Annotated in this window: 29 protein-coding genes; 22 read left to right on the top strand and 7 right to left on the bottom strand. The window is 40.3% G+C overall.

Features of this window, described 5'->3' with window-relative positions:
* The first annotated feature begins 523 nt into the window (after positions 1–523).
* The 4 genes from C9J46_RS15830 (at position 524) to C9J46_RS15815 (ending at position 3,657) form a co-directional block, all read left to right on the top strand.
* Positions 524–931: a NirD/YgiW/YdeI family stress tolerance protein gene (locus C9J46_RS15830; RefSeq protein WP_146144072.1), complete on the top strand. Its 408-nt coding sequence runs from the start codon at positions 524–526 to the stop codon at positions 929–931.
* A gap of 74 nt (positions 932–1,005) precedes the next feature.
* Entirely contained in the window at positions 1,006–1,647 is a 642-nt protein-coding gene (locus C9J46_RS15825; protein WP_107291183.1) for an AcfA family outer membrane beta-barrel protein, read from the top strand.
* A 136-nt stretch (positions 1,648–1,783) separates the two neighbouring features.
* Positions 1,784–2,467 (top strand): response regulator transcription factor, encoded by a 684-nt coding sequence (locus C9J46_RS15820; RefSeq protein WP_107208631.1) that lies wholly within the window; start codon positions 1,784–1,786, stop codon positions 2,465–2,467.
* Complete coding sequence (locus C9J46_RS15815; protein ID WP_199188121.1) at positions 2,464–3,657, top strand: cell wall metabolism sensor histidine kinase WalK; 1,194 nt, start codon at positions 2,464–2,466, stop codon at positions 3,655–3,657. The genes C9J46_RS15820 and C9J46_RS15815 overlap by 4 nt, the downstream gene beginning before the upstream one ends.
* A gap of 217 nt (positions 3,658–3,874) precedes the next feature.
* Here the strand turns inward: C9J46_RS15815 and C9J46_RS15810 are convergent, their stop codons facing one another.
* Positions 3,875–4,288: a hypothetical protein gene (locus tag C9J46_RS15810; RefSeq protein ID WP_107208630.1), complete on the bottom strand. Its 414-nt coding sequence runs from the start codon at positions 4,286–4,288 to the stop codon at positions 3,875–3,877.
* 165 nt (positions 4,289–4,453) lie between these two features.
* Positions 4,454–4,891, bottom strand: a complete 438-nt coding sequence (locus C9J46_RS15805) for a hypothetical protein (protein ID WP_107291182.1) — start codon at positions 4,889–4,891, stop codon at positions 4,454–4,456.
* A 151-nt stretch (positions 4,892–5,042) separates the two neighbouring features.
* Here C9J46_RS15805 and C9J46_RS15800 point away from each other — a divergent pair, with 151 nt between their 5' ends.
* On the top strand, positions 5,043–5,216 hold the full coding sequence (locus C9J46_RS15800; protein WP_233217788.1) for a hypothetical protein: 174 nt from the start codon (positions 5,043–5,045) through the stop codon (positions 5,214–5,216).
* Between the two features lie 119 nt (positions 5,217–5,335).
* Here the strand turns inward: C9J46_RS15800 and C9J46_RS15795 are convergent, their stop codons facing one another.
* Complete coding sequence (locus C9J46_RS15795; protein ID WP_107208628.1) at positions 5,336–5,650, bottom strand: helix-turn-helix transcriptional regulator; 315 nt, start codon at positions 5,648–5,650, stop codon at positions 5,336–5,338.
* Positions 5,651–6,554: 904 nt separating this feature from the next.
* Here C9J46_RS15795 and phnC point away from each other — a divergent pair.
* The 13 genes from phnC (at position 6,555) to phnP (ending at position 17,135) form a co-directional block, all read left to right on the top strand.
* Entirely contained in the window at positions 6,555–7,388 is an 834-nt protein-coding gene (gene phnC, locus C9J46_RS15790; protein ID WP_107291181.1) for a phosphonate ABC transporter ATP-binding protein, read from the top strand.
* A 19-nt stretch (positions 7,389–7,407) separates the two neighbouring features.
* Positions 7,408–8,403, top strand: a complete 996-nt coding sequence (gene phnD / locus C9J46_RS15785) for a phosphonate ABC transporter substrate-binding protein (protein ID WP_107247564.1) — start codon at positions 7,408–7,410, stop codon at positions 8,401–8,403.
* Positions 8,404–8,472: 69 nt separating this feature from the next.
* Positions 8,473–9,261, top strand: coding sequence for a phosphonate ABC transporter, permease protein PhnE (gene phnE / locus C9J46_RS15780; RefSeq protein ID WP_199189217.1), 789 nt, complete (start codon positions 8,473–8,475; stop codon positions 9,259–9,261).
* 52 nt (positions 9,262–9,313) lie between these two features.
* Positions 9,314–10,009, top strand: a complete 696-nt coding sequence (phnF, locus tag C9J46_RS15775) for a phosphonate metabolism transcriptional regulator PhnF (RefSeq protein WP_107287312.1) — start codon at positions 9,314–9,316, stop codon at positions 10,007–10,009.
* Positions 10,010–10,462: a phosphonate C-P lyase system protein PhnG gene (phnG, locus tag C9J46_RS15770; protein ID WP_107291180.1), complete on the top strand. Its 453-nt coding sequence runs from the start codon at positions 10,010–10,012 to the stop codon at positions 10,460–10,462.
* Positions 10,459–11,076, top strand: coding sequence for a phosphonate C-P lyase system protein PhnH (gene phnH, locus C9J46_RS15765; protein ID WP_107291179.1), 618 nt, complete (start codon positions 10,459–10,461; stop codon positions 11,074–11,076). Before phnG ends, phnH begins: the two co-directional genes overlap by 4 nt.
* A complete protein-coding gene (locus C9J46_RS15760; RefSeq protein ID WP_107291178.1) occupies positions 11,061–12,194 on the top strand; it encodes a carbon-phosphorus lyase complex subunit PhnI in 1,134 nt (377 codons plus the stop codon). Before phnH ends, C9J46_RS15760 begins: the two co-directional genes overlap by 16 nt.
* On the top strand, positions 12,184–13,062 hold the full coding sequence (locus C9J46_RS15755; RefSeq protein WP_199190643.1) for an alpha-D-ribose 1-methylphosphonate 5-phosphate C-P-lyase PhnJ: 879 nt from the start codon (positions 12,184–12,186) through the stop codon (positions 13,060–13,062). The genes C9J46_RS15760 and C9J46_RS15755 overlap by 11 nt, the downstream gene beginning before the upstream one ends.
* Positions 13,062–13,886, top strand: a complete 825-nt coding sequence (gene phnK, locus C9J46_RS15750) for a phosphonate C-P lyase system protein PhnK (protein ID WP_107291177.1) — start codon at positions 13,062–13,064, stop codon at positions 13,884–13,886. Before C9J46_RS15755 ends, phnK begins: the two co-directional genes overlap by 1 nt.
* Before the next feature lie 5 nt (positions 13,887–13,891).
* Positions 13,892–14,626 (top strand): phosphonate C-P lyase system protein PhnL, encoded by a 735-nt coding sequence (gene phnL, locus C9J46_RS15745; RefSeq protein ID WP_107208620.1) that lies wholly within the window; start codon positions 13,892–13,894, stop codon positions 14,624–14,626.
* 13 nt (positions 14,627–14,639) lie between these two features.
* Positions 14,640–15,776 (top strand): alpha-D-ribose 1-methylphosphonate 5-triphosphate diphosphatase, encoded by a 1,137-nt coding sequence (gene phnM / locus C9J46_RS15740; RefSeq protein WP_107291176.1) that lies wholly within the window; start codon positions 14,640–14,642, stop codon positions 15,774–15,776.
* Positions 15,777–15,789: 13 nt separating this feature from the next.
* Positions 15,790–16,344 (top strand): ribose 1,5-bisphosphokinase, encoded by a 555-nt coding sequence (gene phnN / locus C9J46_RS15735; protein ID WP_107247604.1) that lies wholly within the window; start codon positions 15,790–15,792, stop codon positions 16,342–16,344.
* Between the two features lie 23 nt (positions 16,345–16,367).
* Positions 16,368–17,135, top strand: a complete 768-nt coding sequence (gene phnP, locus C9J46_RS15730; protein WP_107291175.1) for a phosphonate metabolism protein PhnP — start codon at positions 16,368–16,370, stop codon at positions 17,133–17,135.
* A gap of 217 nt (positions 17,136–17,352) precedes the next feature.
* Here phnP and tpx read toward each other — a convergent pair whose 3' ends face one another.
* Positions 17,353–17,856 carry a thiol peroxidase gene (tpx, locus tag C9J46_RS15725; RefSeq protein ID WP_107208617.1) on the bottom strand — a complete coding sequence of 168 codons (504 nt, stop codon included), beginning with the start codon at positions 17,854–17,856 and terminating at the stop codon, positions 17,353–17,355.
* A 466-nt stretch (positions 17,857–18,322) separates the two neighbouring features.
* Between tpx and C9J46_RS15720 the strand changes: the two genes are divergently transcribed.
* From C9J46_RS15720 to C9J46_RS15710, 3 genes are all read left to right on the top strand, one after another.
* A complete protein-coding gene (locus tag C9J46_RS15720) occupies positions 18,323–19,849 on the top strand; it encodes a methyl-accepting chemotaxis protein (RefSeq protein ID WP_199190644.1) in 1,527 nt (508 codons plus the stop codon).
* Between the two features lie 219 nt (positions 19,850–20,068).
* Positions 20,069–21,793: a class I SAM-dependent methyltransferase gene (locus tag C9J46_RS15715; RefSeq protein ID WP_107291173.1), complete on the top strand. Its 1,725-nt coding sequence runs from the start codon at positions 20,069–20,071 to the stop codon at positions 21,791–21,793.
* A 129-nt stretch (positions 21,794–21,922) separates the two neighbouring features.
* A complete protein-coding gene (locus tag C9J46_RS15710) occupies positions 21,923–22,357 on the top strand; it encodes a hypothetical protein (RefSeq protein ID WP_107208614.1) in 435 nt (144 codons plus the stop codon).
* Between the two features lie 147 nt (positions 22,358–22,504).
* Here C9J46_RS15710 and C9J46_RS15705 read toward each other — a convergent pair whose 3' ends face one another.
* The 3 genes from C9J46_RS15705 to C9J46_RS15695 all read right to left on the bottom strand — a co-directional run bounded on the left by C9J46_RS15705 (position 22,505) and on the right by C9J46_RS15695 (position 23,498).
* On the bottom strand, positions 22,505–22,783 hold the full coding sequence (locus tag C9J46_RS15705; RefSeq protein ID WP_107208613.1) for a hypothetical protein: 279 nt from the start codon (positions 22,781–22,783) through the stop codon (positions 22,505–22,507).
* Positions 22,784–22,873: 90 nt separating this feature from the next.
* A complete protein-coding gene (locus C9J46_RS15700) occupies positions 22,874–23,179 on the bottom strand; it encodes a hypothetical protein (RefSeq protein WP_107208612.1) in 306 nt (101 codons plus the stop codon).
* Positions 23,180–23,291: 112 nt separating this feature from the next.
* Positions 23,292–23,498, bottom strand: a complete 207-nt coding sequence (locus tag C9J46_RS15695; protein ID WP_369917488.1) for a hypothetical protein — start codon at positions 23,496–23,498, stop codon at positions 23,292–23,294.
* Positions 23,499–23,961: 463 nt separating this feature from the next.
* Between C9J46_RS15695 and C9J46_RS15690 the strand changes: the two genes are divergently transcribed.
* The gene (locus tag C9J46_RS15690; RefSeq protein WP_005363823.1) at positions 23,962–24,174 is read left to right on the top strand and encodes a cold-shock protein; all 213 of its coding nucleotides are present in this window, start codon (positions 23,962–23,964) and stop codon (positions 24,172–24,174) included.
* Positions 24,175–24,329: the final 155 nt, after the last annotated feature.

Here is a 24,329-nt window from a genome sequence, read left to right as displayed (position 1 = left end):
TGCTGCCTCTAATTTAAATTCAGCACTAAATAATCGTCTTGTTCGTTTTGTCATGATGTCACCTATCCATGTTAAGAGGTGATGATATCACCTCTGAGTAGGTGGCCAAATTTAATGTACCACTACAAACATTAACTATTGACGCTAAAGTCTCTTACTATATAAGTGTTAATGTATTGGTTTAAATTCAACATTCTACTTCCACAGATGTGTACTTCATCCCCAAATTCGATACTCGCTACTTGACCTGCACAGTTAAGAGAGTGCTGGCATGACGATGAATGAGCCACTTTCTTTATAATGACAAGACAGTTTCTCCTCTAATCGAATCGTCGTTATCCATTCCTTAAGTCTTTTTAAAACATTATCCGCTTGATAAGCAACAACTCCTGATTAGTCAAAACATTCTTTACCTTGTGTACGGTGCTATTGCGAACCTTACAAAAATGTAAAGTTCATGACAGGTTGGTGTATAGAACCTTATGTATTCTTTCAGCATCAAAACAAACATAAGGTTTTCAACATGTCTATTAAACGTATTTCTTTATTCCTTTTACCAGCAGCATTGTTATCAACATCAGTTTTAGCTGAAATGCCAACTCAAGGTTTTATACCGTCAATGGCAGTACAAACTCAACAACAAGGATTTACTGGACCAAGTTACGGCTTAAACACAGTGAAGGCTGTGCTTGATGCTGGCATGTTCAGTGATGATACACCGGTGGCACTGACAGGAAATATTACCCGCTCTTTAGGTGGTGAGCATTACACATTTACTGATGGTACTGGCTCTGTCACGATTGAGATTGATCATGACAAGTGGTTCGGCATCCAAGTTACACCGGAAACGAAAATAACGATCTCTGGCGAAATTGATAAAGAATTTAATCATACTGCTATTGATGTAGATTATATTCGAATTGCGAGTTAATGCTCTCTAGATATCACGATAATTTCACAATTGTTGAAATAGTATAATCTCCTCATTAGTTACAGATAGATAAAATGAAAAAGTCAGTATTGCTTTCGTTAGCCTTCCTAAGTGGTAGTGCAGTGGCTACGCCTTATATGGGTTTGGAATATGGTGCAGCATCAGTAAAACACGATTACCAAACACACTTTCTCGCTGATAATAAAACGGTTGTAGCTAGTGATTCTAGCTCTGTGTTCGGTGGTTTTATTGGCTATAAAACAGAAAACAATTATGGTCTTGAACTTAGCTATAAACAGTTTGATTTAGACGGGGATAGCAGTCAGTTACTTCTGTCTGATAAACCTGGATTTATTTTAGAGCGCGAGTGGGAGTCGGATTTATCGGTTAAACAAATTAGCCTAAAGCCTGTGATGTTTTACTCATTATCTGAAAACATACAGCTTAAAGGCGGTCTTGGTTTAACGTATAGCCATTATAAATACACCTCATCATCTCATGATGAATATGAGCACGTATTAAATGATGACATTGAGATAAATCTACCTCGCTCTGGTGGTGAGAATAAAAAAGACAGTGCGTTAGGTATTGTTGCAAGTGTTGGCGTTGATTATAACCTTTACCGAAATATTCACATTGGTGCGGCAATGGAATACTATGTAGATAGCATCGCGAATGGTGGCAATATTACGGTAAATACGTCGTACTTTTTCTGAGTATAAGCCTACCTCTAAAATAATTGCAGTGAGCGATGTTGTTAAAGCGCTCACTGCTTTTCTGTATTGATCTAGTTCATTTATTTTTATTGGACAGCACGTTTAGTGAGTCTGATTATATTACCGAGCGATTATTATGCGTATCTTGCTTGTTGAAGACGATATCAGTTTAAGCCGTTATGTTGAGAAAGGCCTCCAAGAAGCCGGACATAATATTTTATGTGTTGATGATGGGAGACATGCATTATCGATATGTCTCACGGAACAATTTGATATCGCGATTGTAGATCGAATGTTGCCAGGCTTAGATGGACTCGCGCTTGTTAAGGCATTACGAGCATCAAAAATAACCATGCCCGTATTATTTTTAACCTCGCTGGGGGGGATAGATGATCGCGTTGATGGATTAGAGGCAGGAGGCGATGATTATTTAACTAAGCCATTTGCTTTTTCAGAGTTATTGGCACGCTTGTCTGCGTTATCTCGTCGTTCACATCAGTTGCTAGAAAAAGCCACTAACGAATTGCACTATGCTGATGTTTCACTGAATTTATTTGATCATACCGCATGTCGCCAAGGGCAAAACTTACAGTTACAGCAGAAAGAGTTTCGTATTTTGGAGCTTTTTCTTCGTCATCCAGGCCGTGTGATCACACGAACTATGTTACTTGAGCATGTATGGGGATTGTATTTTGAGCCTCAGACCAGTGTAGTAGAAACACATATCAGTCGCTTGCGTAATAAATTAGAAAAACCGTTTGGCGATCAGTTGATCCATACCGTACGTGGGGCGGGTTACAAATTAGAGTGCAAAAAATGAGAAGCGCAATACTGCCGTTAATGGTCGAACGCATAAAGACATTTTGCGCTTCGCATCCTTGGTTACGTCATTCTGCGATTCAACAAGGAGTAATGTTTGTTACCGTCTCTATAGTGAGCTTGCTACTGATATCAAGTATCACGATTTCGTATGTTGATTATCATTTAGATGAATTAAATGACGAGATTGAGCAAAACATTGAAGCCTTTATGTATGGAATGACAACTGAAATAGACAAAGAACCTATTGATGAAGATGATGTTATCGATGTTTTAGTCACAGGCTTTACCTTATCTGGGATACTCGTTGTGCTACTGAGTGGCGTAATCGTCACTTACATGAGTAAACGTAACCAAGAAAAAATTGATCGTATTGAACATGTGCTAAAAATGGCATCAGAAGGCAATTTATCGGCAAGAACCACCGTTTCTCGGCAAGATAATGATCTGGATCGTATCAGTTATTCGGTGGATGAAATGCTCTCTCACTTACAAAGTGTTGTGGCGGCAATGAGCGATATTTCTGCCAATATTGCTCATGAATTGAAAACACCTATCACACGTTTGCAGTATCATTTACTGACTCTCGATGAAATGCTGGTTCAACAAAATACAGTTGATAGCCATCATTTATCTGAGCAGTTAGCATTAGCTGTCAAAGAATCTACTCGTTTGGCTGATATTTTTGATGCGCTATTGCGGATTTCACAAATTGAGTCAGGTCAACGTCGTCAACGATTTGAAACTGTAGATATTGTTGATGTAGTCAATATTATTGCGGATATCTATGTCGATGTAGCAGATGATGCAGGGATGGTCTTAAACGTTCATACGCCAAAGTCTCCGCTTGTTATTCAGGGTGATCGTGAATTGTTGATCCAGCAACTGGCTAATTTGGTGGAAAACGCATTGCGTTATTGCCCTAAAGGAAGTGAGCTTTCTCTGATTTGCCGACAAGAAAATGAATCCGTGATGATCGCGATGAAAGATAATGGCCCTGGTATTCCTGAATGCGAAAAAGAGCGAGTGTTTGAACGATTATACCGGATCAATAAAGCACGAAATGATGGTGGTTTAGGCATAGGGTTATCTTTAGTTAAAGCGGTAGCTGAATTACATAAAGGTGACGTAAAACTTTATGACTGTCATCCTGGGCTCGGTGTTGATATTCATTACCCTAAAGAAGAGTAATTTCCATTCACTGTATGATATTCAAAAAGGCCGATAAATATCGGTCTTTTTTGTATCAAACATTTAGGCTAGGTATAAAGATGATTAAAAATCAGAAATAAAGATGTAATTTTTCACATTCTTTTTAATTATTTTATCACTAAGTATAAATAGCCGTATTTTATGTATCATATAAATAATTTTAAACCTGATTAAATTTGTATTTGCCATTATTCAGTTATTGATGCTCTACATCTTTAGGTATGTTAGGCTCTTGATAGTCTCCCCTAATATCAGCAGACACTATTTTAGCGTTCCACTTATTATTAATCTGCTTTGCTACAATAGCGAATTGACCATATGTGGTACCGAATGAATGGTACTCTAGAGGGATGTCCATACCGTCTATATGAAGTGTTCCTTTGATGTCCGTTAGCAGGCAATTACTCCTGTCATAAGGGGGCTGTTCCTGCTTTAACGATTGGGGACCTATATTATAAATATAATTAGGACTACATTCTGAAATTATTTGATAAAAAGTAAGTTTATTAATAGTGCCTAGTGTACTGTTTAAAACCGTATATTTTGGATAGGCGAAGGATGGAGCTGAAAATAGTAAAAAAGGGAGTATTGCTAAAAGAAGTTTTTTCATCACGTAGTATCCTTAACATCGACTATAGAATAAGTGATACGCGCTATGTATTTGTAAAAAGTATATCTCTCAAGTGATCTGGTCGCTTATAAGTACATATATAAAGCCGCCAAAGAGCGGCTTTTTATTTTCCATTTGTCGTTATTTAGTTATTGAGGATTACCCTTACACCGAGGGAGTATCATCATATTTCGGGGTATCATCATATTGAGGGGTATCATCACAATTGTTATAGTTACCCAAAATATCGGCGGATACTATTTTTGCTGTTACCTTATTATCAACACGCTTCGATACAATAACGAATTGGCCATATGACGTACCTGATGAATGATATTCCAATGGTATATCTTCGCCATCAATGTGAAGTATTCCTTGGATACTCTTAAGCAGGCAAGCTCCCCTGCCATCAGAATCAGGCGTTAATGACCAGGGTGTTAGATTATCAATATAGTGCTCACCACAAAAAAGTCCGCTCATTTGTTTAAAGATAAGGTAGTCAACAGTACCTGAAGTACTGTTTAAAACCGTATATTTTGTATAGGCGAATGATGGTGTTGAAAAGAGTACAAAAGGGAGTACAGCTAAAAGAAGTTTTTTCATTAACTAGTGTCCTTTATATCGATTGCAAAATGAACGATACACGTAAAGCATGTGCAAAAGGAATACTATTTAGATGATTAAAAAATAACTGTTTAAAATTAATTTCTGTATCGAGCTTGAGACACCTAATCTTAGATTTTTGAACCAATCTATGTTTTTTGTTGATATAGCCAAAGCGATGGGTATCGACACGGCAGCAATGACACAAGAGCAAGCAGTGAATGTAGCCCTTGAAGTCATTGATGTGCTATCTGAAAAGGTAGGGAGGAAACAACGCCTAGCAGATTTGGGTGTAACTGAAGACAAGCTAGCGTTCATGGCGTAAACGATGCGTGTTGTTTGGCCACCCCATACAAAGTGAGCTTCGAGGAAATCGTAGAAATCTTTAAAGCATGGATGTCATTAGCAATACCCTCCCAAAAGGTTGCTATTTCCCAGGCTTTTTTATTCCGGTTGAGCCGTCGCCTCTTCAGTCCTGTCAGTGGAAAGCGTCACATAGCGTTGTTGCAGCTCCGCCAGTAACTCCAAGGTGTCAAACTCATCTAAAGAAGGACGATCACCAGCAAAGAACATAATGCTTTTATTAAACATCTTTGATAATTCTAAAAGTGTATCTAAGCGTGGTTGTGTTCGACCATTCTCTAAGTCTAAGTAGGTTTGTCTTGCTATCTTAAGGTGTTTTGCAGCATCGACTTGGGTCATGCCATGCTCTTCACGGGCTTGTTTTAGCCGGTGGTGAAAGATTAGGAGCTCATTCATTCTTTTATTCTTCTAAATTTAAAACGCCAAGATTGTATAGATAAACGATAAGTTGAAAAATAGGTGAAAGTGATTTTTGTGTCATTCAAAGTGAGTTTGGAAGGGGGGGCACTAATCAGAATGTAAAAGTTTCATGTTTAATCGACTGATTATGATTTTTCTTTGTAATCATCTATCGCGATTTGATTTTGACTCGTTTTTGAGGTAGGGAGTAGCCTGTTCATACCTTGAGTAGATTGTTGCTTACTCAAGGCTTTCGGAAAATGATTTAAGAAAAACGCAGTGACTTTGGATTAACGTTTCCGATTTTCTGCAATTTAACGCTTTTATCTTTTATCTTTATTTCTTTCTTCAAAAAATGCTCTAAAGTCGAATTTAGTACAATTTCCATTATCATTGTTCATTAGTGCAGGGTTACTCACGAGAACACAATGCTCATTATCGCTTACTGAGTCTTTTTCACTATGGCTACTGCAACCCATTAACACCAATATTAATGTGGTTAGCGTTATTACTTTTTTCAATTCAGACGCCTTACTTTAGATATTGCTTATTATAATAGAAATATGATCAACCTTATGATTATATAGAACTTAAATTCAAGATAATACCTAAAAAGTATATTTTGTTTATGGGTTAAATACGATGAAATCTAAAGGCTATTTTATTTTCTATTATATATAGCCGCGCTATTGATTCATTTATTAACTTTTCATTAAGGCGTTATCTAGACAAGTTAGTGCTCTCGTCTAGGTAATCTCTCTGCTCCTTTATTTTGCTTGAATCTTACCTGCTATACCTTTTTTAGATACGATTTTTTGCCACATTTCTGACATGTTTTTTTTATAAAAGCGACACAAAAAATTGCCACGCTATGAGCATTATTTAACTAGGACTCAATAGCATGGATAACATTATTGAAGTCAAAGCTCTGACAAAAACGTTTGGCAATAAAAAAGCTTTAGATGCGATCGATTTCAGTATTCAGCATCAAGAAATGACGGCGCTCTTAGGCCCTTCTGGATCAGGTAAATCGACATTAATGCGCCATTTAAGTGGCTTAGTTTATGGCGATAAAGATCAAAATAGTGAGATCTGTGTGTTAGGTGAAGTGGTCCAAGCGCATGGTCGTGCAACGGTAGATATTCGACAAAGGCGCGCCCAAGCGGGGTACATTTTTCAACAATTCAACCTTGTTAATCGCCTCACTGTTCTAACTAACGTATTAATTGGTGCCATGAGCCATACCCCGTTGTGGCGAACTTTAAGTGGTCGATTCAGTGTAGAGCAAAAACAGCAAGCATTAGCTGCTTTAGAGCGAGTTGGAATGAGTGATTTTGCCTATCAACGTGTTTCGACGCTTTCTGGTGGGCAGCAACAACGTGTAGCAATCGCTCGTGCCTTGATGCAAAAAGCGAAGATCATTTTTGCTGATGAGCCCATTGCTTCATTAGATCCAGAGTCTTCTCGTATTGTGATGGAATTACTGGCAGATATTAACCAGCGGGAAGGTATTCCTGTGGTTGTTACTTTGCACCAAGTCGAGCATGCCCTTAAATATTGTAAACATGTCATCGCGTTAAAAGAAGGCAAAGTCTTTTATCAAGGTGAAAGCACAAGCATCAGCCAACAAGAGCTTGAACAGCTTTATAGCTATCAACCCAAAGTCAATATTGATGAGAGTGAACCTTTACCACTCGCGTCAATAGAAACCCATTCCACCCCTTTACTACGTTAACACACAAAGGATATTGAAGATGTTACGAGCACTAAAGACGATGGTTTGTAGTCTTGGACTACTTACAGCTGCAACAGCGATCCCCGTTTCTGCTGAAGAGCAATTGGAATCGCTTAATTTCGGTATTATTTCGACTGAATCACAGCAAAATCTCAAAACAGTGTGGGACCCGTTCCTAAAAGATATGAGTGATAAGCTGGGCATGGAAGTGAAAGCCTATTTTGCGCCAGATTATGCAGGCATTATTCAAGGTATGCGTTTCGATAAAGTTGATGTCGCTTGGTTTGGTAACAAATCAGCGATGGAAGCGGTTGACCGAGCTGGGGGCGAGGTTTTCGCGCAAACGGTAGACTCCGAAGGTAATCCTGGTTATTGGAGTTTATTGATCACCCATAAAGACAGCCCAATTAACAGTGTTGAAGACATGATTTCTCAGCGTTCGGAGCTCGCGTTTGGTAATGGCGATCCCAATTCAACATCAGGTTTTCTTGTACCGTCATACTATGTCTTTGCAAAAAATAACATTCAACCGTCAGAGTTTAAGCGCACGTTGAATTCTAGTCATGAAGTGAATCTCTTTGCTGTTGCAAATCAGCAAGTGGATGTAGCGACGAATAATACCGAAAGCATGCGCCGTTTCGAGCTTACCAATCCAGAAAAGTTTGCCAATATCAAAGTGATTTGGCAGTCACCACTGATTCCATCCGATCCTATTGTGTGGCGTAAAAATCTCCCTGATTCAGCAAAAAATGAAATTTACAGTTTTTTCATGGATTACGGTACTTCTGGTGATGAGAAAGAGCTAGCCGTTCTAAAAGAACTCGGTTGGGCTCCTTTTAAACCATCGAGTGACTTACAGCTGCTACCTATTCGCCAGCTAGCGCTCTTTAAACAGTTAAATAGCTTGAATAAACAAACAAGTTTAACCAAAGAGCAAGCGTCAAAATTAGAATCAGCGAAGAGTAAGCTTGCTGTTCTAAACCGCCAAATGAGTGCTCTTGAAGCAATGGAATAGCGTCGCATGGGCTGGAGGCGCGAGTTTTCCAGCCCTTTGCTGCCACACAGTTTTTAATGGATAGATGCAATGAGCAGTTCAACTCAAAATATCCCAATGGGTCCCACTTCTCAATGGAAGCGCTTTGCAATCATGTTATTGGTTGCGTTTGTTCTTGCTTGGTCTTGGCAAGGTGCAGAAATGAATCCAGTTCAATTAATAAAAGATTCTGGAAACATGATTGAGCTAGGGGCGGATTTTTTCCCGCCAGATTTTACTTACTGGAAACTTTACCTCGAAGAGACCTTAATAACGATACAAATTGCATTGTGGGGGACGATATTAGCCGTCGTTATTTCCATCCCATTTGGATTGATGTGCTCAGAAAATATAGCCCCTTGGTGGATATATCAGCCAATGCGTCGCTTGATGGATTCTGCTCGAGCAATCAATGAAATGGTATTTGCAATGCTATTTGTTGTTGCTGTTGGGTTAGGACCTTTTGCCGGCGTACTTGCGTTATTTGTACATACCACAGGGGTACTTGCAAAACTGTTTTCTGAAGCGGTCGAAGCGATTGATATTGGCCCAGTAGAAGGCGTTCGTGCGACAGGTGCCAATAAAATTGAAGAGATTTTATATGGTGTTCTTCCTCAAGTATTACCGCTTTGGATTTCTTTTACGTTATATCGGCTTGAGTCGAACGTTCGTTCGGCCACTGTGGTAGGCATGGTGGGTGCTGGTGGTATAGGGGTTCTGTTATGGGAAGCGATAAGAGGTTTTCAGTTCCAACAGACCGCTTGCATTATGTTGATCGTCATTGTCACTGTGAGTTTGATTGATTTTGCCTCACAACATATCCGAAAAATGTTTATTTAATATTTTCCATAACTTGTCTAGATAAGTCACCCGTGATGCTGAGAGATTGATGATGAGAGTGTATTTGAATATTGCGAAACACTTAGAAGAGGATGTTCGCCGCTATTTTCAAGCCGGTGACTATTTACCATCAGAATCAGTACTTGCGAAACGGTTTAATGTAAATCGTCATACCGTGCGTCGTGCGATAGATGAGCTGGTGTTTAATGGGATGATCGAACGCCAACAAGGACGAGGCAATATGGTGGTTAGCCAACCATTCGAGTACCCATTACATGCCGGGGCGCATTTTACTGATAATTTGTTGGAGCAGGGCAGTTTACCAACGAGTCGAGTGATCGAACGAGGTTTAACTCGTGCAAACGACAAGGTGGCAGCTCTCTTTGGTGTCTTACCTGAGTCATCGATTATTAAACTCACCACATTAAGAAAAATTGATGGTGTACCAGCCAGTGTGATTGACCATTACCTCTCTGATGTGAACTGGTGGCCTGCTGTAAAACATTTTGAAGTGGGATCGCTTCATCACTATTTGAGAGACAAACTAGACGTTCAACTGACGAGACGTTCGACGCGGTTGAGGGCCGTTATGCCCACCAAGACGGATTGTCGTCTACTACAACTTCCTAGCAAAACGCCAGTTATGGCATTTAAAACCACCAATGCCTTAAAGGGTACTGATCGGATCGTGGAATTTTCATCTTCACATACGCGATCGGATTTGGTTGAAATTGTTTTGGAGCACTAAATGGAAACGGAACAAAGAACGCAACGACAAAAGTGGATGGCTGTGTTAGCTCGATGCGATCATCGTGCCTTAGCTAACGGTTGGCAACAACTTGGTTTAGATCCGAGTTATCACTTTGTTCGAGAACCTGAGATTGGTCTAGCCCAAGTTCGCGCAAGAATGGGTTCAACAGGGAGCCAGTTTAATATCGGTGACGTTACGATGACGCGAACAGTGATCCAACTTGATAGTGGAGAGCTAGGGTATAGCTACATCACAGGTCGTGATAAATCTCACTCTGAGATAGCGGCTGTGATTGATGCCCTAATGCAAACATCGATGCAAAGCGATCTCCATCATCGGCTCATTAACCCGTTAAATGCCGACATTGTGAAGCAAGAACAGTCTCGGGCTCAACAGGTTTCCGCCAGCAAGGTGGACTTTTTCACCATGGTGAGAGGAGAAGATGAATGAGCCAGCTAGTAAAAGGATTTGATTGTCCAGTTCATGACGCTCAGCAGACTTTTCGTTTATTAATGGACGCAATGGCAAAACCTGGTCTCGTGGTTGAATTACCAAGTGATGTACGTTTTGGTGGTGTTAGCAAAGCCGCAACACAGTTAATGCTTACTCTGGTGGATAACTCGACGCAAGTATTTATGTCTTCGCACTATTTAAATGATCCGTCTTTCATTGAGAATGTCCGTTTTCATTGTGCCGCTTCTTTAACACAAATAAGAGAGCACGCCGATTTCGGGTTGTTAGCAGGTAACGAAATAACAACGTTAAACGGTTTTTCTAAAGGCGAAGAGAATTATCCAGACAAAAGCGCCTCCCTCATTATAGAAGTGGACTCGTTACAATCTGGTATTGAGCTGTCGCTGACAGGCCCCGGTATTCAAGGAAAAAACACGGCCTATATCAATGGATTATCAAACGAATTACTTGCCGCGGTATTGAATGGGCGAGGGGTATTTCCGCATGGCGTGGATCTTTATTTAACAAGTGGTTGCCAAGTTATGGCGCTACCTAGAACAACGCAAATTCGATTAAATAATAAAGAGGATACGCTATGTACGTTGCTGTAAAAGGTGGGGAAAAAGCCATTGCCGCCGCACATCGGCTTCAAGAGAAAAAACGTCGCGGTCCAACCTCTCAACAACCTCTTGAGGTCGCTCAGATAGCTGAACAGTTAGCTGGCGCAACAGACAGAGTGATGACAGAAGGCAGTGTTTACGATAAAGAGTTGGCAGCCCTTGCCATTAAACAGGCCGGAGGCGATTTAATTGAGGCGATATTTTTACTTCGAGCTTATCGCACAACACTGCCAAGATTTGCTGTTACTGAGCCGTTACAAACGGAAAGTATGCGTATTGAGCGTCGAATTTCAGCGGCTTATAAAGATCTCCCTGGGGGGCAGATACTGGGGCCAACTTACGATTATACCCACCGTTTACTTGATTTCACGCTACTGGCAGAAGGCGGTGAACAGGCGCATATCTGTAGCGAAAGTGATGATAGAGAGCAACCACTGAATAACACTGAAACACCAGCGTTAAGCCCCCAAGTCCTGCAGATTTTAGAGAAACTAGAGCTGGCAGTACAAGAGTCAGATAACGGGGAATTACCTGAAGATATAACCGTAACCCCACCTGCTTATCCTGCTAATCGAAGCGCAAGATTACAACAATTATCACGATGCGATGAAGGGTTCTTACTTGCGCTGGGGTATTCGACACAACGCGGTTATGGACGCAATCATCCTTTCGCAGGTGAGATCCGTTCAGGCCAAGTGACATTAGAAATTATTCCTGAAGAATTAGGCTTTGCTGTCGAAATTGGCGATATCGAATTGACAGAGTGTCAAATGATAAACGCATTTACAGGGAGTAAGACTGAAAAAGCCAAATTTACCCGAGGGTATGGAATTAGCTTTGGCTTTTCAGAACGCAAAGCGATGTCGATGGCACTGGTAGATCGTTCACTACAACATAAAGAGTACGATGAAGAGCCACAAGGTCCTGCTCAGGACGAAGAATTTGTTCTGTCACATGGCGATAATGTTGAAGCCTCCGGTTTTGTTAGCCATTTGAAACTTCCTCACTATGTTGATTTTCAATCTGAGCTTGAATTGATTCGAAAACTCCAAAAAGAGCACGACGAGCAACAGAGTGAAATTATCAAAGAGGGCCTTCATGATGTTTGATTCAAACCAAACCGGTGGCTACAACTATGGCTACTTAGATGAGCAGACGAAAAGGATGATACGTCGAGCACTGCTAAAAGCGATTGCGATACCGGGTTATCAAGTTCCGTTTGGTGGCCGAGAAATGCCGATGCCTTATGGATGGGGTACGGGAGGTATTCAAATCACAGCGGCGATAATCGGACAGCAAGATGTGCTTAAAGTGATTGATCAGGGCGCTGACGATACGACCAATGCCGTTTCTATTCGTCAGTTTTTTAAAAAAGTGGCAGCGGTTAAAACGACCGAAAAAACCAGTGATGCGAGCTTGATTCAAACACGTCATCGCATTCCTGAGAAACCGTTGAATGAAGGGCAGATATTGATTTATCAAGTTCCTATTCCTGATCCATTACGTTTTATCGAGCCACGTGAAACAGAAACACGGAAAATGCATGAATTGGAAGAATATGGTGTGATGCATGTAAAACTGTATGAAGACATTGCACGATATGGCCATATTTCAACGTCTTACGCTTACCCTGTTGAAGTGAACGGTCGATATATTACTGATCCTTCTCCGATCCCCAAGTTCGATAATCCTAAAATGCATCAAATGCCTGCTCTACAACTGTTTGGGGCTGGCCGAGAAAAACGGATTTATGCCATTCCACCTTATACCGATGTGAAAAGTCTCGATTTTGATGACTACCCTTTTGAAATTCAGCAATGGGATGAACCCTGCAGTATTTGTGGCTCGACAGATAGCTTCTTAGACGAAGTCGTAACCGACGATCAAGGAGGGAGAATGTTTGTCTGTTCAGATACGGATTATTGCCGTGAACAACAAGCACTGCAAAAGAGTAAGGAGACGACATTGTGTCTTTAATGGATATTGAAAAGAGTCAGACTGAGACGGTTGTTAATCAAACCTGTGATGAATTACAACCTCTGCTTAAAGTGACGCAGCTGACGAAATTGTATCAAGCTGAGAAAGGCTGCCAAGAGATCGATTTTGAACTTTGGCCAGGTGAAGTACTGGGGATCGTTGGGGAATCAGGCTCGGGAAAAAGTACCTTACTTCGCGTTTTATCTGGCCGTGAAGTACCTGATAGTGGCGATGTTCAGTATCAAATTGACACTAATCATAGTGTTAGCCTGTTTGGTTTGTCTGAAAGTGAACGTCGTCGTTTGTTGCGCACAGAGTGGGGCGTGGTACATCAGCATCCAATGGACGGTCTTCGTTCTAGAGTGTCTGCTGGTGGCAATATTGGTGAGCGTTTAATGGCTGTTGGTAACAGACATTACGGGGATATTAGAGCACAAGCGATTGATTGGCTTGGGCAAGTTGAAATCCCCTTAGACCGAATTGATGATATGCCTATTACGTTCTCTGGCGGTATGCAACAACGGTTACAAATAGCACGAAATTTAGTGACGCATCCAAAGTTGGTATTTATGGATGAACCAACCGGTGGACTAGATGTATCGGTACAAGCCCGACTTCTTGATTTAATTAGAAATCTGGTTGTTGATTTAGGGTTGTCTGTTGTCATTGTAACGCATGATCTTGCCGTTGCTCGTTTGCTTGCTCATCGATTAATCGTGATGAAAGAAAGCCGCATTGTTGAAACGGGGTTAACGGATCAAGTGTTAGATGATCCACAGCATCCTTACACGCAATTACTCGTTTCATCGGTATTACAAGGATAAGAAGCATGATGAATACTCACAATAACAAAGTAATGCTTCGGGTTGAAAACATCAGCAAAACGTTCGTATTGCATAATCAAAGTAGCGCGCGAATATCTGTCCTTGATAACAGCAGTTTTCAGGTGGAAAGCGGCGAATGTGTGGTGTTACTTGGGCATTCAGGCTCGGGTAAAAGTACACTTCTTAAAGCGCTCTACGCCAATTATTTAGTCGATGCTGGGCACATTCTTGTTCGCAAAAATCGAAATAATAATGACTGGGTAGATCTCGCTAATACGACACCTAAATCGATTCTTGAGGTAAGAAAGCATACCGTAGGTTGGGTGAGTCAATTTTTACGGGTTATTCCTCGTATCAGTGCATTAGATGTGGTCAGCCAGCCTTTGATTGATTTAGGTGTCGATAAAGATGAGGCGCGTGAAAAAGCACAAATCCTCCTTCGTCGGTTAAATGTACCGGAAGCACTTTGGCACCTTGCTCCAGCGACGTTTTCTGGCGGAGAGCAGCAACGCGTTAATATCGCACGAGGGTTTATTGTTGAATCGCCTATTCTATTACTTGATGAACCTACCGCGTCATTGGACGAGAAAAACTGCCAAGTTGTTGTCGAGTTAATTTCAGAGGCTAAGCATCGTGGTGCCGCGATTGTTGGTATTTTCCATGATGAGTCAGTTCGTAAACGCGTAGCAGATAAGATTTACGATATGTCCACGGCACAATTGAGTGAAATTGATCATTAAAAAGGAAGTCATGATGATTATTACCAATGTACAACTGGTATTGGAAAATGAAGTTATTAATGGTTCGATTGAGATCAAGGATGGTTTGATTCGAGCAATGTCGGATTCAAGCAGCCAGCGACCAGAAGCCATTAATGCAAATCAAAGTTTTTTAATGCCGGGCCTGATTGAGCTTCATACCGATAATTTAGAAAAATACTTTACCCCAAGACCGAAAGTCAATTGGCCTGCATTGTCAGCAATGGCAGCGCATGATGCTCAGTTAATTGGCTCTGGTATTACGACTGTTTTAGATGCGATTGCGGTTGGTGATGTGCGTGATGGAGGACACCGACAGGAAAACCTCGACAAAATGATTGATACCATCATCGAAAGTGGAAAGTTGGGGTTAAATAGGGCCGAGCATTTTGTGCATATACGATGTGAGTTACCGCATTCAGCGACAGTGGAATTGGCAGAGAAATATCTCGACTTAGAACAGATCCACATGGTGTCGTTAATGGATCATTCTCCCGGCCAACGTCAGTTTGTCAATATCAACAAATACAATGAATACTACCAAGGTAAATACAACCTAAGTGATCAGCAAATGGCAGAGTTTGAGCAATATCAGCGAGCTCAGTCTCTACAGTGGTCAGGTACTAATCGAAAAGCGATAGCCAAATTGTGTCGTGAAAAACACATACCTTTAGCAAGTCATGATGATGCAACGTCGTTACATGTCGAAGAATCACATTCACTAGGAATGGTATTAGCTGAGTTTCCGACGACGATTGAAGCCGCTCAACGCTCTCATGAGCTTGGATTAAAAGTGATGATGGGAGCACCAAACGTTGTACGTGGCGGCTCGCACTCAGGAAATATTGCGGCACATGAATTAGCAACACTGGGTGTATTGGATGCGCTGTCGTCTGATTACTTTCCTAGCAGTTTGCTTGATGCTGTTTTTAAGTTAGCAAGCGATGAACGTAACGCGCTTGATTTAGCATCAGCGACGCGCCTAGCAACGGCTAATCCAGCGGCGGCACTCAACTTGACGGATAGAGGGACTATAAAAGAAGGGTTGAGAGCTGACGTAATGCTTGTTGGTCGTAAAGCCAATCAAGCCGTGATTGAACAAGTATGGCGCCAAGGCAATCGGGTTTTCTAGAGGAGAAACAGTGTTGGCTAGGTTGTTCTATATATTAGGTGCATCTGGCGCGGGTAAAGATTCTCTTATCAATGCGGTTCGAGAAAGTTTAAGTGAACGATTGATGATCGCACATCGATATATTACTCGACCTGCATTTATGGGGAACGAAAATCATATAGCGTTATCGGATACCGAATTTGATTTACGTATAAATCGTGGGCTATTTGTCATGCACTGGCAGGCGAATGGTTGTCGATATGGCGTTGGCAATGAAGTGGATGATTGGCTCAATAAGGGATTGGATGTCATGGTTAATGGCTCCAGAGCTTATTTAGAAACCGCCAAGGCTCGCTTTGGTGAGCAACTTCAAGTGGTGTGGATCTCAGTTAGCCCTGAAGCCCTAGAGCAACGGTTACAGCTTCGAGGGCGAGAAAGTGAAGAAGAGATAACACAACGGTTGGAGCGCGCAGTGGCTTATGACGCTGTAAGACCACCATGTGCAATTGTGGTTGATAATAGTGGCTCTCTTCAAAGCAGTACTGAGCAGTTTCTTGCTCAAATGAAATATGCTGTATACGAGTCTTAATCAAAAAACGTAGTGGGGTAATTATGTTATCACTGACATTACTCGGCACAGGTGCCGCTGGTGGTGTTCCCCTATATGGTTGTCATTGTTCTGCATGTGAGGCTGCAACCCATGATCATCACCTCGAAAGAAAACCCTGTTCGGCGATGATAGAGTGGGGAAATGAGCAGAATAAAAAGCGTTTGCTTATTGATGCAGGCATCATGGATCTTCATAAGCGTTTTTCTGTTGGTTCATATATTGGCTTTTTGCTCACTCATTTTCATGTAGATCATGTTCAAGGTTTGTTTCATCTGCGTTGGGGAAATGGCGCCTTAATTCCTGTCTGGTGCCCTGATGATCCTTTAGGCTGTGCTGATCTACTGAAGCATTCCGGCTGTTTAGATTTTCGTCCGTATCTTCAGCATGGAGTACCTTTTAATGTCGAAGGGTTGAAAATTACACCACTGTCGATGCAACACTCCAAACCTACGTTTGGGTATCTGTTTGAGTGTGATGGAAAGACAGTCGCTTACTTAACAGATACCGATGGTTTACCTCTGGAGACTGAGCAGTACTTATTGTCAGTAAATAAACTGGATGCATTAGTGCTAGATTGCTCTTTTCCACCGACATTAGCACGAGGTAATCATAGCGATATTGATACAGCCTTTGATGTTTATGAACGTCTACGACCCAAGCAATTTATCATTACCCATATAGGGCATGAATTAGATTGTTGGCTGCAAGATAACCAAGTCCCTAGCTCGTTAGTTATTGGTGGTGATGGGTACAAAGTGGACTTGATGTAACTGATTGATTAATAAAATATAGCATAGCTTTTCTTATTAATGTTTTGTATCAGGATTATCGAGTTAGATTATTGCTCAATGCGGTGAGAGTTCGAACAATATATAAGATGGTAGAGAAAGAAGGGGCGACTCTTTTGACCGTGAATGTTATGCATACAGAATTTGCGAAAAAGAGATAAGCGGCCCCTTAAGAGCCACTTCAATTTTTATCTTTATCTTATTTTTGTAGCGCTGCGATTGCTGCGTCGTAGTTAGGCTCATCAGTAATCTCTGCTACAAGTTCAGCATGGATCACAAGACCTTCCTCGTTTAGTACAACAACAGCACGAGTCGCTAAATCACGAAGTGCGCCTTCAGCGAGTTTAACGCCGTATGCTTCTGCAAATTCAGGGCTACGGAATAGAGAAGCCGTTTGAACGTTCTCAATACCTTCTGCTGCACAGAAACGACCAGTAGCGAAAGGCAAGTCAGCAGAGATACATAGCACAACTGTATTTTCAGTGTTTGCGGCTTTTTGATTAAATGCTTTTACACCAAGTGCACAAACCGGTGTATCGATGCTTGGGAAGATATTTAAAACAACTTTTTTACCTTTTACTGAATCAAGCGTGATGTCAGAAAGATCAGCGCCGCAAAGGGTAAATGCTGGTGCTTGAGTACCTACAACAGGGAATGTACCTGCAAGTTGAACAGGTGAGCCTTGGAATGTTACTTGAGTCATTTTTTACTTTCCTTTTATATAGCACGCAAATGGTGTGCAACTTTTTATTCACACACTATATACACAAAAGAATAAATTAATAGTGGTTTGCAGCATATTTAACCAAGGTCATACCACTAAGTGATTTTATTGTCTTTTAAGTTGCATTTACATCGAGGATAAAACTGATTATTTAATCGCCACAATTCAAAAGTAAAAACGCGATGCTGACTTAATTACTTTTTTGTAAGTGCATCAGATGTCGCGCTTTGTTGAAATTGTGATAACAGCATAAGTTTGAGCGTATTTGTTAAAGTTGTTGCGACTTTTACAGATAACGTAACTGAATGGTCACATCTTGTGTTGCGAGATGACATATTCAGTTCGAGCTATCAATGATGAGATTGACAACATTTGTTGATAGAGATTCACAACTTGCGTTGAGACAATAAGAATGAAAAAAATAATCCTATTAGCCGTTTGTGCCATGTTTGGCATTGCCGTTATGGCGAGTATGGCATCGACCTACTTTATATCTAGCCAAAAGATAGACAATATCATCCTCGATAAATCTCAAATACAGGCGGAATTCTTAGCCAAAAATGCAGGATATATTCTAGAAAATTCCGATACCCCTAAAAAAGATCTTCAAGCATTAGTCGATGATTTGAAACAACGTTCTGATGTTAGCTATGCCATTGTTATCGATAATAATGTTACAGCTGTTGCACATAGTGATAAGCAAAAGCTAAACAAAAAATATGATGATGCGTATACCGTAGACGGCGCGACAAAAGGCGTCCAACAATATTCCAAATGGTATGCCGACGTACAAAAGGTATGGGTGTTCGACATTATGGCGCCAATCTATGTGAATGGTCAGCTTTACGGCACATTTGATATTGGCATTCCCATTACCGAAGTAAGCCAAGCAACCAATGGCATTATCACTTACCAACTAGGTTCGATGATTGTGATCTTCGTACTTTGCTTAATAGTGCTATCTCTACTGCTCAATAAATTAATGCGGCCACTATCGGTACTTAAAGATGCATTGCATGATATCTCGCAAGGTGATGGTAATTTAACGGTGCGCTTACCAATAAAAGGTAATGACGAAGTTGCCCAGATCTCGTCAGCGTTTAATGTATTTGTGGAAAAAGTACATGGCATTATTTCCCAAGTGGTGAATTCTGGCGTGGAATTAAATGGTTCTGCCATCGCACTTCGTGAGCAGTCACAGCAAGCACTTGCGAGAGGACAAGAGCAAAATGAACAAACCATGCTCGTTGTGACATCAATGAATGAAATGATTGCCACGGTTAATGAAATTGCGTCTAACGCCGCGAGTGCCGCAGATGCAGCAAGCATGGCAACCAATGAAACCCAAGAAGGGTATAAAACACTACAACGAACAACAACGGCCATCTCTAACCTTGAAAATGAGATGAACAGTACTTCAAATATCATTGTTAGCTTGGCGGATAATACGCAATCTATAGGTACGATTCTTGAAGTAATACGTGGGATCTCAGAGCAAACTAATTTACTGGCATTGAATGCCGCGATTGAAGCAGCAAGGGCGGGTGATGCAGGACGCGGGTTTGCTGTTGTTGCTGATGAAGTACGTAATCTTGCAACGAAAACAGCCCAATCAACAGATGAAATTGATGCCATGATCCACCAGTTACAAACAGAAGCCCAGAGCGCGGTAGGCTCAATGAGTAACAGTAAGGCACTGATTAACGAAGGGGCAACCGAAACAGAACATGCGCGACAAGCACTTGAATCAATCTCACAGCAAGTCACCACTATTTTAGATATGAATACCCAAGTGGCGACAGCCACTGAGCAGCAATCAACAGTGGCGAATGAGATCAACTTGAATATGGACACGGTGAGTCACTTAGTTAAACTTGGTTTGAACGCCAGTGAACAATTAGAGGCATCCAGCCAGCAACTAGCAGACTTATCGCAAACGCTGGATAAGCATGTAGGGACATTCAAAATATAATAATGATGCTTGGAAAAAGGCGACGTTAGAGCTAATGCCATTTGTGAAAAGCGAATGGCATTTCTTTTTTGTAAGCTAGATATCTAATAAAACTTGCTTTTAGAATAATGCTTAAACATTATTAAAACCTTAGCAAAATTAGAATATTACTGAAATTTCAATCGTGAATATCAATAACTTACAGTATGATAAATTCACCTTGTTTTCAGAGCTATCATCATGTCTAAAACCATTGATTTTTATCACCAAAATGCACAAAGCCTGAGTGAGCAATATCAGTCGTTAACCTTTGAGCAAGTACATAAAAATTGGCAAGCGCATTGGCCTGTCAGTTCATCGAAAGATGCCTTAAAAGTGCTTGATATTGGTGCAGGGGCTGGACGTGATGCGCTATGGTTTGCGGAGCATCATTGTGATGTCTATGCAATAGAGCCAGCACAAGCATTACGAGAACAAGGTGAAAAATATACTCGGCAGTATGATGATAAAATCACTTGGCTTGATGATCAGCTACCCGAGCTACACAGTATTGTAGAGCTTGGTATGCGCTTTGATTGTATTTTGTTATCTGCGGTCTGGATGCACCTTTCTTCTTGTGCGCGTGAGCGAGCATTTCGCAAATTATCTAACCTACTGGCACCGAGTGGAAAGCTAGTGATCTCGCTGCGTTATGGTGATTTTTCTGATTCTCGCAAAGCCTATGATGTCAGTGTTGAAGAACTGGAACAATTAGCCAATAAACATGCCTTACAAGTTAACTTCATTTCTGAACATGATGCCGATGAATTAGGTCGTAACAGTGTGCAATGGCAAACCGTGGTGATGCAGTTGCCTGATGATGGTACGGGTGATCTGATCAAGGTTAGGCAAATCATTGTTAATGATGCTAAGTCTGCCACGTACAAGCTTGCGCTACTTCGTACTCTTTTACATATCGCTGACGCCCATCCCGGTGCTGTTCTCAGCCGTGAAGATAATAAAGTTCGATTGCCGTTGGGCTTAGTGGCACTTTATTGGATAAGACAATTTAAACGCTTAATCGATATTGATATTGATGGCTTTGGTATCCAACAAAGTAGCGACAGTAAAAAAGGCTTAGGCTTTGTAAAAGAGCAAGGCTGGAAAAAACTGACACACCTTAGTGCAGATGATTTATCTATTGGGGCGATGTTTACGGGTGATGAAGCTAAAGCACTCCAAACAGCGATCCGAGATAGTTTGAAAACAATTCAAGATGGCCCTGTTACGTTTATTTATCAGGGAGATAAAAATAATACGTTATTTCAAATGGAGCGTGAAAAAGTACGTACAGCAGATTGCTTTGTACTTGAACTAGAAGCGTTAGCTGAATTTGGCTATTTCGTGCTAGACGAAAGTTTGTGGGAATGTTTGCGATTATACAGTAGCTGGATAGAGCCATTAGTCGTGAATCAATGGATAGCAGAAATGCGTCGTTATAAGTTAAATGAAGCGCGAGATATTCCGCTACAAACTTATTACGACTGTCTAAAATGGATTGATGAAAGTCATGACACCCGAGGTGTACGGCAGAAGATCATTGCTTTACAGCAAAACGGTGTAGAACTGGAAAGTGTATGGAGTGGTAAACGCTTACAGCCTGATTATCAGGTAGATCATTGCTTACCGTTTGCTTATTGGCCGAATAATGATAAGTGGAATTTATTGCCTGCCAGTAAAAATGAGAATAACCAAAAAAGGGCACGAGTGCCGACAAGACGCCGTTTAATTGATTCGAGAGAGCGTATCGTTAATTGGTGGCAAGTAGCATGGCAAACAGAGCAAGAGCAAAAACGTTTTTTTGATGAAGCGGTATTATCACTGCCTCATTTACCGTTAGCGTGCCGTAACTTTGATGATGTTTTTGAAGCGATGGGTTTGCAAGTTAATGGTGTTAAAAGTCGTTTGCTGGTCGGCGAGTGGTAAAACTTATGGATATAAGTATTAACTTTGAGTTAGCTAAATGATCAATGAGCTTAATGGGAATTTTATCTAACTTACCTAGAAAAAACGTCATTTTAAATAATTGCTCTACAGCTACTTTAGGAAGATACCTTGAGAGTGAATACAGATTTATTTAGTTTATCGGCAGAAGTTCAGGCTGAAATTAATGAGCGCCACGAGTATGAACAAGAATTAAGTCGTCGACATTGCTCTTACGTTCATTTTATTGCAGAAAGCATCAATCAACCTGATTCTTACCGTTCTATTGATGATCCTGAATATCGAGAACCGACACCGAGTGAAATACGCGAGGTATTTGAACATTTAGCGCATGTGCATAGTAAAGGCATCGTGACAAAAATGCTGGGTATAAAGGGGAAATCGAACCCTATGCGAACAATTAACCGCTGGATAGATGGAGAATCGTCAATTCCTTATCCTGCTTGGCGATTACTGCTGATTCTTGATGGCAGAGTGGTTCAAACAAATAGGCTTCCTACTGAAATAGGAGAAAAGCCATGGAAGAAATACTATAAGAAAGTATGAAGATCTTTTATTTGATTTCAGCGTTTGAATATTTTAGTCGTTATATGTGTAAGAGGAATTACACATATTTATATAATTAAAACTAGTTCAATAATAAATGATTAAAAGACAAGTGATGGAAAATATTTACCCCATCACTAATGTTTATTATTGTTCTTTACTGCTTTTCTCGGCTGTTTCCATTAATTTCATCGAGTCTTTGTAATCGCCAAATTTTGTTGGCTCTGTTAATTTCAAATCTTTTTTCATTGATGTACTGAAAGTACCGTCTTTTAGGATAACAGACAGTATGCTGTAGGCTGGAATAGTGACTTTGTTCGCACCATCAAGATCTTGAAGAAAAGCACCCGATTTCGTGTAAGCGATAAATTGTTGGGTATAGTCTTCTGTGCTGCCATGCGGTAGGCGAAGGTTAATAGTGATCATAAGTGTCCTTAAATTTTACGTTATTAGGGATATGAATAAACGTAGAGATTGGCTGATTGAGTAAGGTAATGTTTAGAGATAAATTTCGCACTAGCTGTTGAAATGTCTTTCATCTGGCGACATACCAAGATTTAATGTTTGGTAGCATTTGTGTAGATTTAAAAACATACCTTCCTGCTCAATCTCTTTCGTCATTAGCTCTCGTAAGCTTTCTAACGTGTGGTTATCTTGTACTTCTATCGTGTAAATACCTGTTTCACCCATGCGCTGTTTAGCCTTTTTTGAAGGTTCATTAGCTATTTCTACTTTGTGAATTTTGACACCAAGCTTTGACAAAAAGGCTGGCATAGTCGCAGTACCGCAAATACATTCAGATCGAAAAGTCATTAGTTTCATGGTGTCGGTACTCAAAAGTAAAAGTCAGTCGAATGTTGAAACGCTGTATAGAGAGTGGATAGGAAGCTTACGGCTTTGAAAGATAGTAACAATTAAGGATAGTTAATTTTTATTATGATCCTGATTTTATACAGCGCTCTGCGCTTGCAAAAAGGTTATTACATATCGTCTGTTGTTTGTTATGTTCAGCTGTTCCTACTATTAAGGAATCCAGTACTTCTTTGGCTTTGTGGTAGTCTTCAACGATAAGAGCAAATCGATCTTCAAAAGCATTTTTTCTTATTTTTTTTCCAGGTTTCTTTCCAGATTTACGCATCATGATCTCGCTATATTAGAGGTGTAGTGCAAAGACAATCATCTAACTCAGTAATGAAGAAAAGATATTGCAGAATAGATGTGATGAATTAAATGGAAGAGAAACAGAGAAGCTTTTAATGGAATATTTAATTAATCGTTGTTTTGCATCGGCTATTGTACAGGTTATTCAAATAATAGATATAAAAATAAATTCAATAAAAAATATGTTTTAAATCAATTACTTGGTTTTCATTTTCTTATTTTGATAAAATAAACATATACAGCCTATCGATTTAGTGCTCTACTGTAATGGCTCTGTTGTTCAGAGTTATTAATGAAACATCAAGTAAAAGTAAAACCCTCAGAATATCTTCGTTATTGTTGCCATCCTCTGTGTTTCCCTTAGCTTCTTCGTCACATCGATAATTCAGACTCTTAGTACTTCGCATTTGCGATATTTTATGAATTTATTTAAGGGACACATTATGTCTAATAAAAATACTGGTTTAGTAAAATGGTTTAACGAAGATAAAGGCTTTGGTTTTATTACCCAAGACAATGGCGGTGCAGATGTATTTGTACATTTTCAAGCTATCGTTTCTGAAGGTTTTAAGACATTGATGGATGGCCAAAAGGTTTCTTTTGATGTCGAACAAGGTCAAAAAGGTCTTCAAGCTTCAAATGTCGTTGCTTTATAAGACTTTCTAAAGGGTAGCATTTTATTGCTGCCCCATTATCGAACACTTAAAAATATTGCTTTTATCATTATTCTATTTGTTTCTATTATTTCTCGATAAAGTTTAGATAATAATTAAATAATAATCATAGTAATAACTTAAAATAAATAGGAAAT

Origin of the sequence: Photobacterium sp. GB-36 (assembly GCF_003026135.1) — a bacterium.
Lineage (GTDB): Bacteria > Pseudomonadota > Gammaproteobacteria > Enterobacterales > Vibrionaceae > Photobacterium.
Note: the sequence above shows the minus strand (reverse complement) of the source record. Positions and strands in the feature narration are given on the sequence as shown.

Coding starts and splice junctions, on each gene's coding strand:
- C9J46_RS15830 (WP_146144072.1), top strand. CDS start 524: ATGTCTATTAAACGTATTTCTTTATTCCTTTTACCAGCAGCATTGTTA.
- C9J46_RS15825 (WP_107291183.1), top strand. CDS start 1,006: ATGAAAAAGTCAGTATTGCTTTCGTTAGCCTTCCTAAGTGGTAGTGCA.
- C9J46_RS15820 (WP_107208631.1), top strand. CDS start 1,784: ATGCGTATCTTGCTTGTTGAAGACGATATCAGTTTAAGCCGTTATGTT.
- C9J46_RS15815 (WP_199188121.1), top strand. CDS start 2,464: ATGAGAAGCGCAATACTGCCGTTAATGGTCGAACGCATAAAGACATTT.
- C9J46_RS15810 (WP_107208630.1), bottom strand. CDS start 4,288: ATGAAAAAACTTCTTTTAGCAATACTCCCTTTTTTACTATTTTCAGCT.
- C9J46_RS15805 (WP_107291182.1), bottom strand. CDS start 4,891: ATGAAAAAACTTCTTTTAGCTGTACTCCCTTTTGTACTCTTTTCAACA.
- C9J46_RS15800 (WP_233217788.1), top strand. CDS start 5,043: ATGTTTTTTGTTGATATAGCCAAAGCGATGGGTATCGACACGGCAGCA.
- C9J46_RS15795 (WP_107208628.1), bottom strand. CDS start 5,650: ATGAATGAGCTCCTAATCTTTCACCACCGGCTAAAACAAGCCCGTGAA.
- phnC (WP_107291181.1), top strand. CDS start 6,555: ATGGATAACATTATTGAAGTCAAAGCTCTGACAAAAACGTTTGGCAAT.
- phnD (WP_107247564.1), top strand. CDS start 7,408: ATGTTACGAGCACTAAAGACGATGGTTTGTAGTCTTGGACTACTTACA.
- phnE (WP_199189217.1), top strand. CDS start 8,473: ATGAGCAGTTCAACTCAAAATATCCCAATGGGTCCCACTTCTCAATGG.
- phnF (WP_107287312.1), top strand. CDS start 9,314: ATGAGAGTGTATTTGAATATTGCGAAACACTTAGAAGAGGATGTTCGC.
- phnG (WP_107291180.1), top strand. CDS start 10,010: ATGGAAACGGAACAAAGAACGCAACGACAAAAGTGGATGGCTGTGTTA.
- phnH (WP_107291179.1), top strand. CDS start 10,459: ATGAGCCAGCTAGTAAAAGGATTTGATTGTCCAGTTCATGACGCTCAG.
- C9J46_RS15760 (WP_107291178.1), top strand. CDS start 11,061: ATGTACGTTGCTGTAAAAGGTGGGGAAAAAGCCATTGCCGCCGCACAT.
- C9J46_RS15755 (WP_199190643.1), top strand. CDS start 12,184: ATGATGTTTGATTCAAACCAAACCGGTGGCTACAACTATGGCTACTTA.
- phnK (WP_107291177.1), top strand. CDS start 13,062: ATGGATATTGAAAAGAGTCAGACTGAGACGGTTGTTAATCAAACCTGT.
- phnL (WP_107208620.1), top strand. CDS start 13,892: ATGATGAATACTCACAATAACAAAGTAATGCTTCGGGTTGAAAACATC.
- phnM (WP_107291176.1), top strand. CDS start 14,640: ATGATTATTACCAATGTACAACTGGTATTGGAAAATGAAGTTATTAAT.
- phnP (WP_107291175.1), top strand. CDS start 16,368: ATGTTATCACTGACATTACTCGGCACAGGTGCCGCTGGTGGTGTTCCC.
- tpx (WP_107208617.1), bottom strand. CDS start 17,856: ATGACTCAAGTAACATTCCAAGGCTCACCTGTTCAACTTGCAGGTACA.
- C9J46_RS15720 (WP_199190644.1), top strand. CDS start 18,323: ATGTTTGGCATTGCCGTTATGGCGAGTATGGCATCGACCTACTTTATA.
- C9J46_RS15715 (WP_107291173.1), top strand. CDS start 20,069: ATGTCTAAAACCATTGATTTTTATCACCAAAATGCACAAAGCCTGAGT.
- C9J46_RS15705 (WP_107208613.1), bottom strand. CDS start 22,783: ATGATCACTATTAACCTTCGCCTACCGCATGGCAGCACAGAAGACTAT.
- C9J46_RS15700 (WP_107208612.1), bottom strand. CDS start 23,179: ATGAAACTAATGACTTTTCGATCTGAATGTATTTGCGGTACTGCGACT.
- C9J46_RS15695 (WP_369917488.1), bottom strand. CDS start 23,498: ATGATGCGTAAATCTGGAAAGAAACCTGGAAAAAAAATAAGAAAAAAT.
- C9J46_RS15690 (WP_005363823.1), top strand. CDS start 23,962: ATGTCTAATAAAAATACTGGTTTAGTAAAATGGTTTAACGAAGATAAA.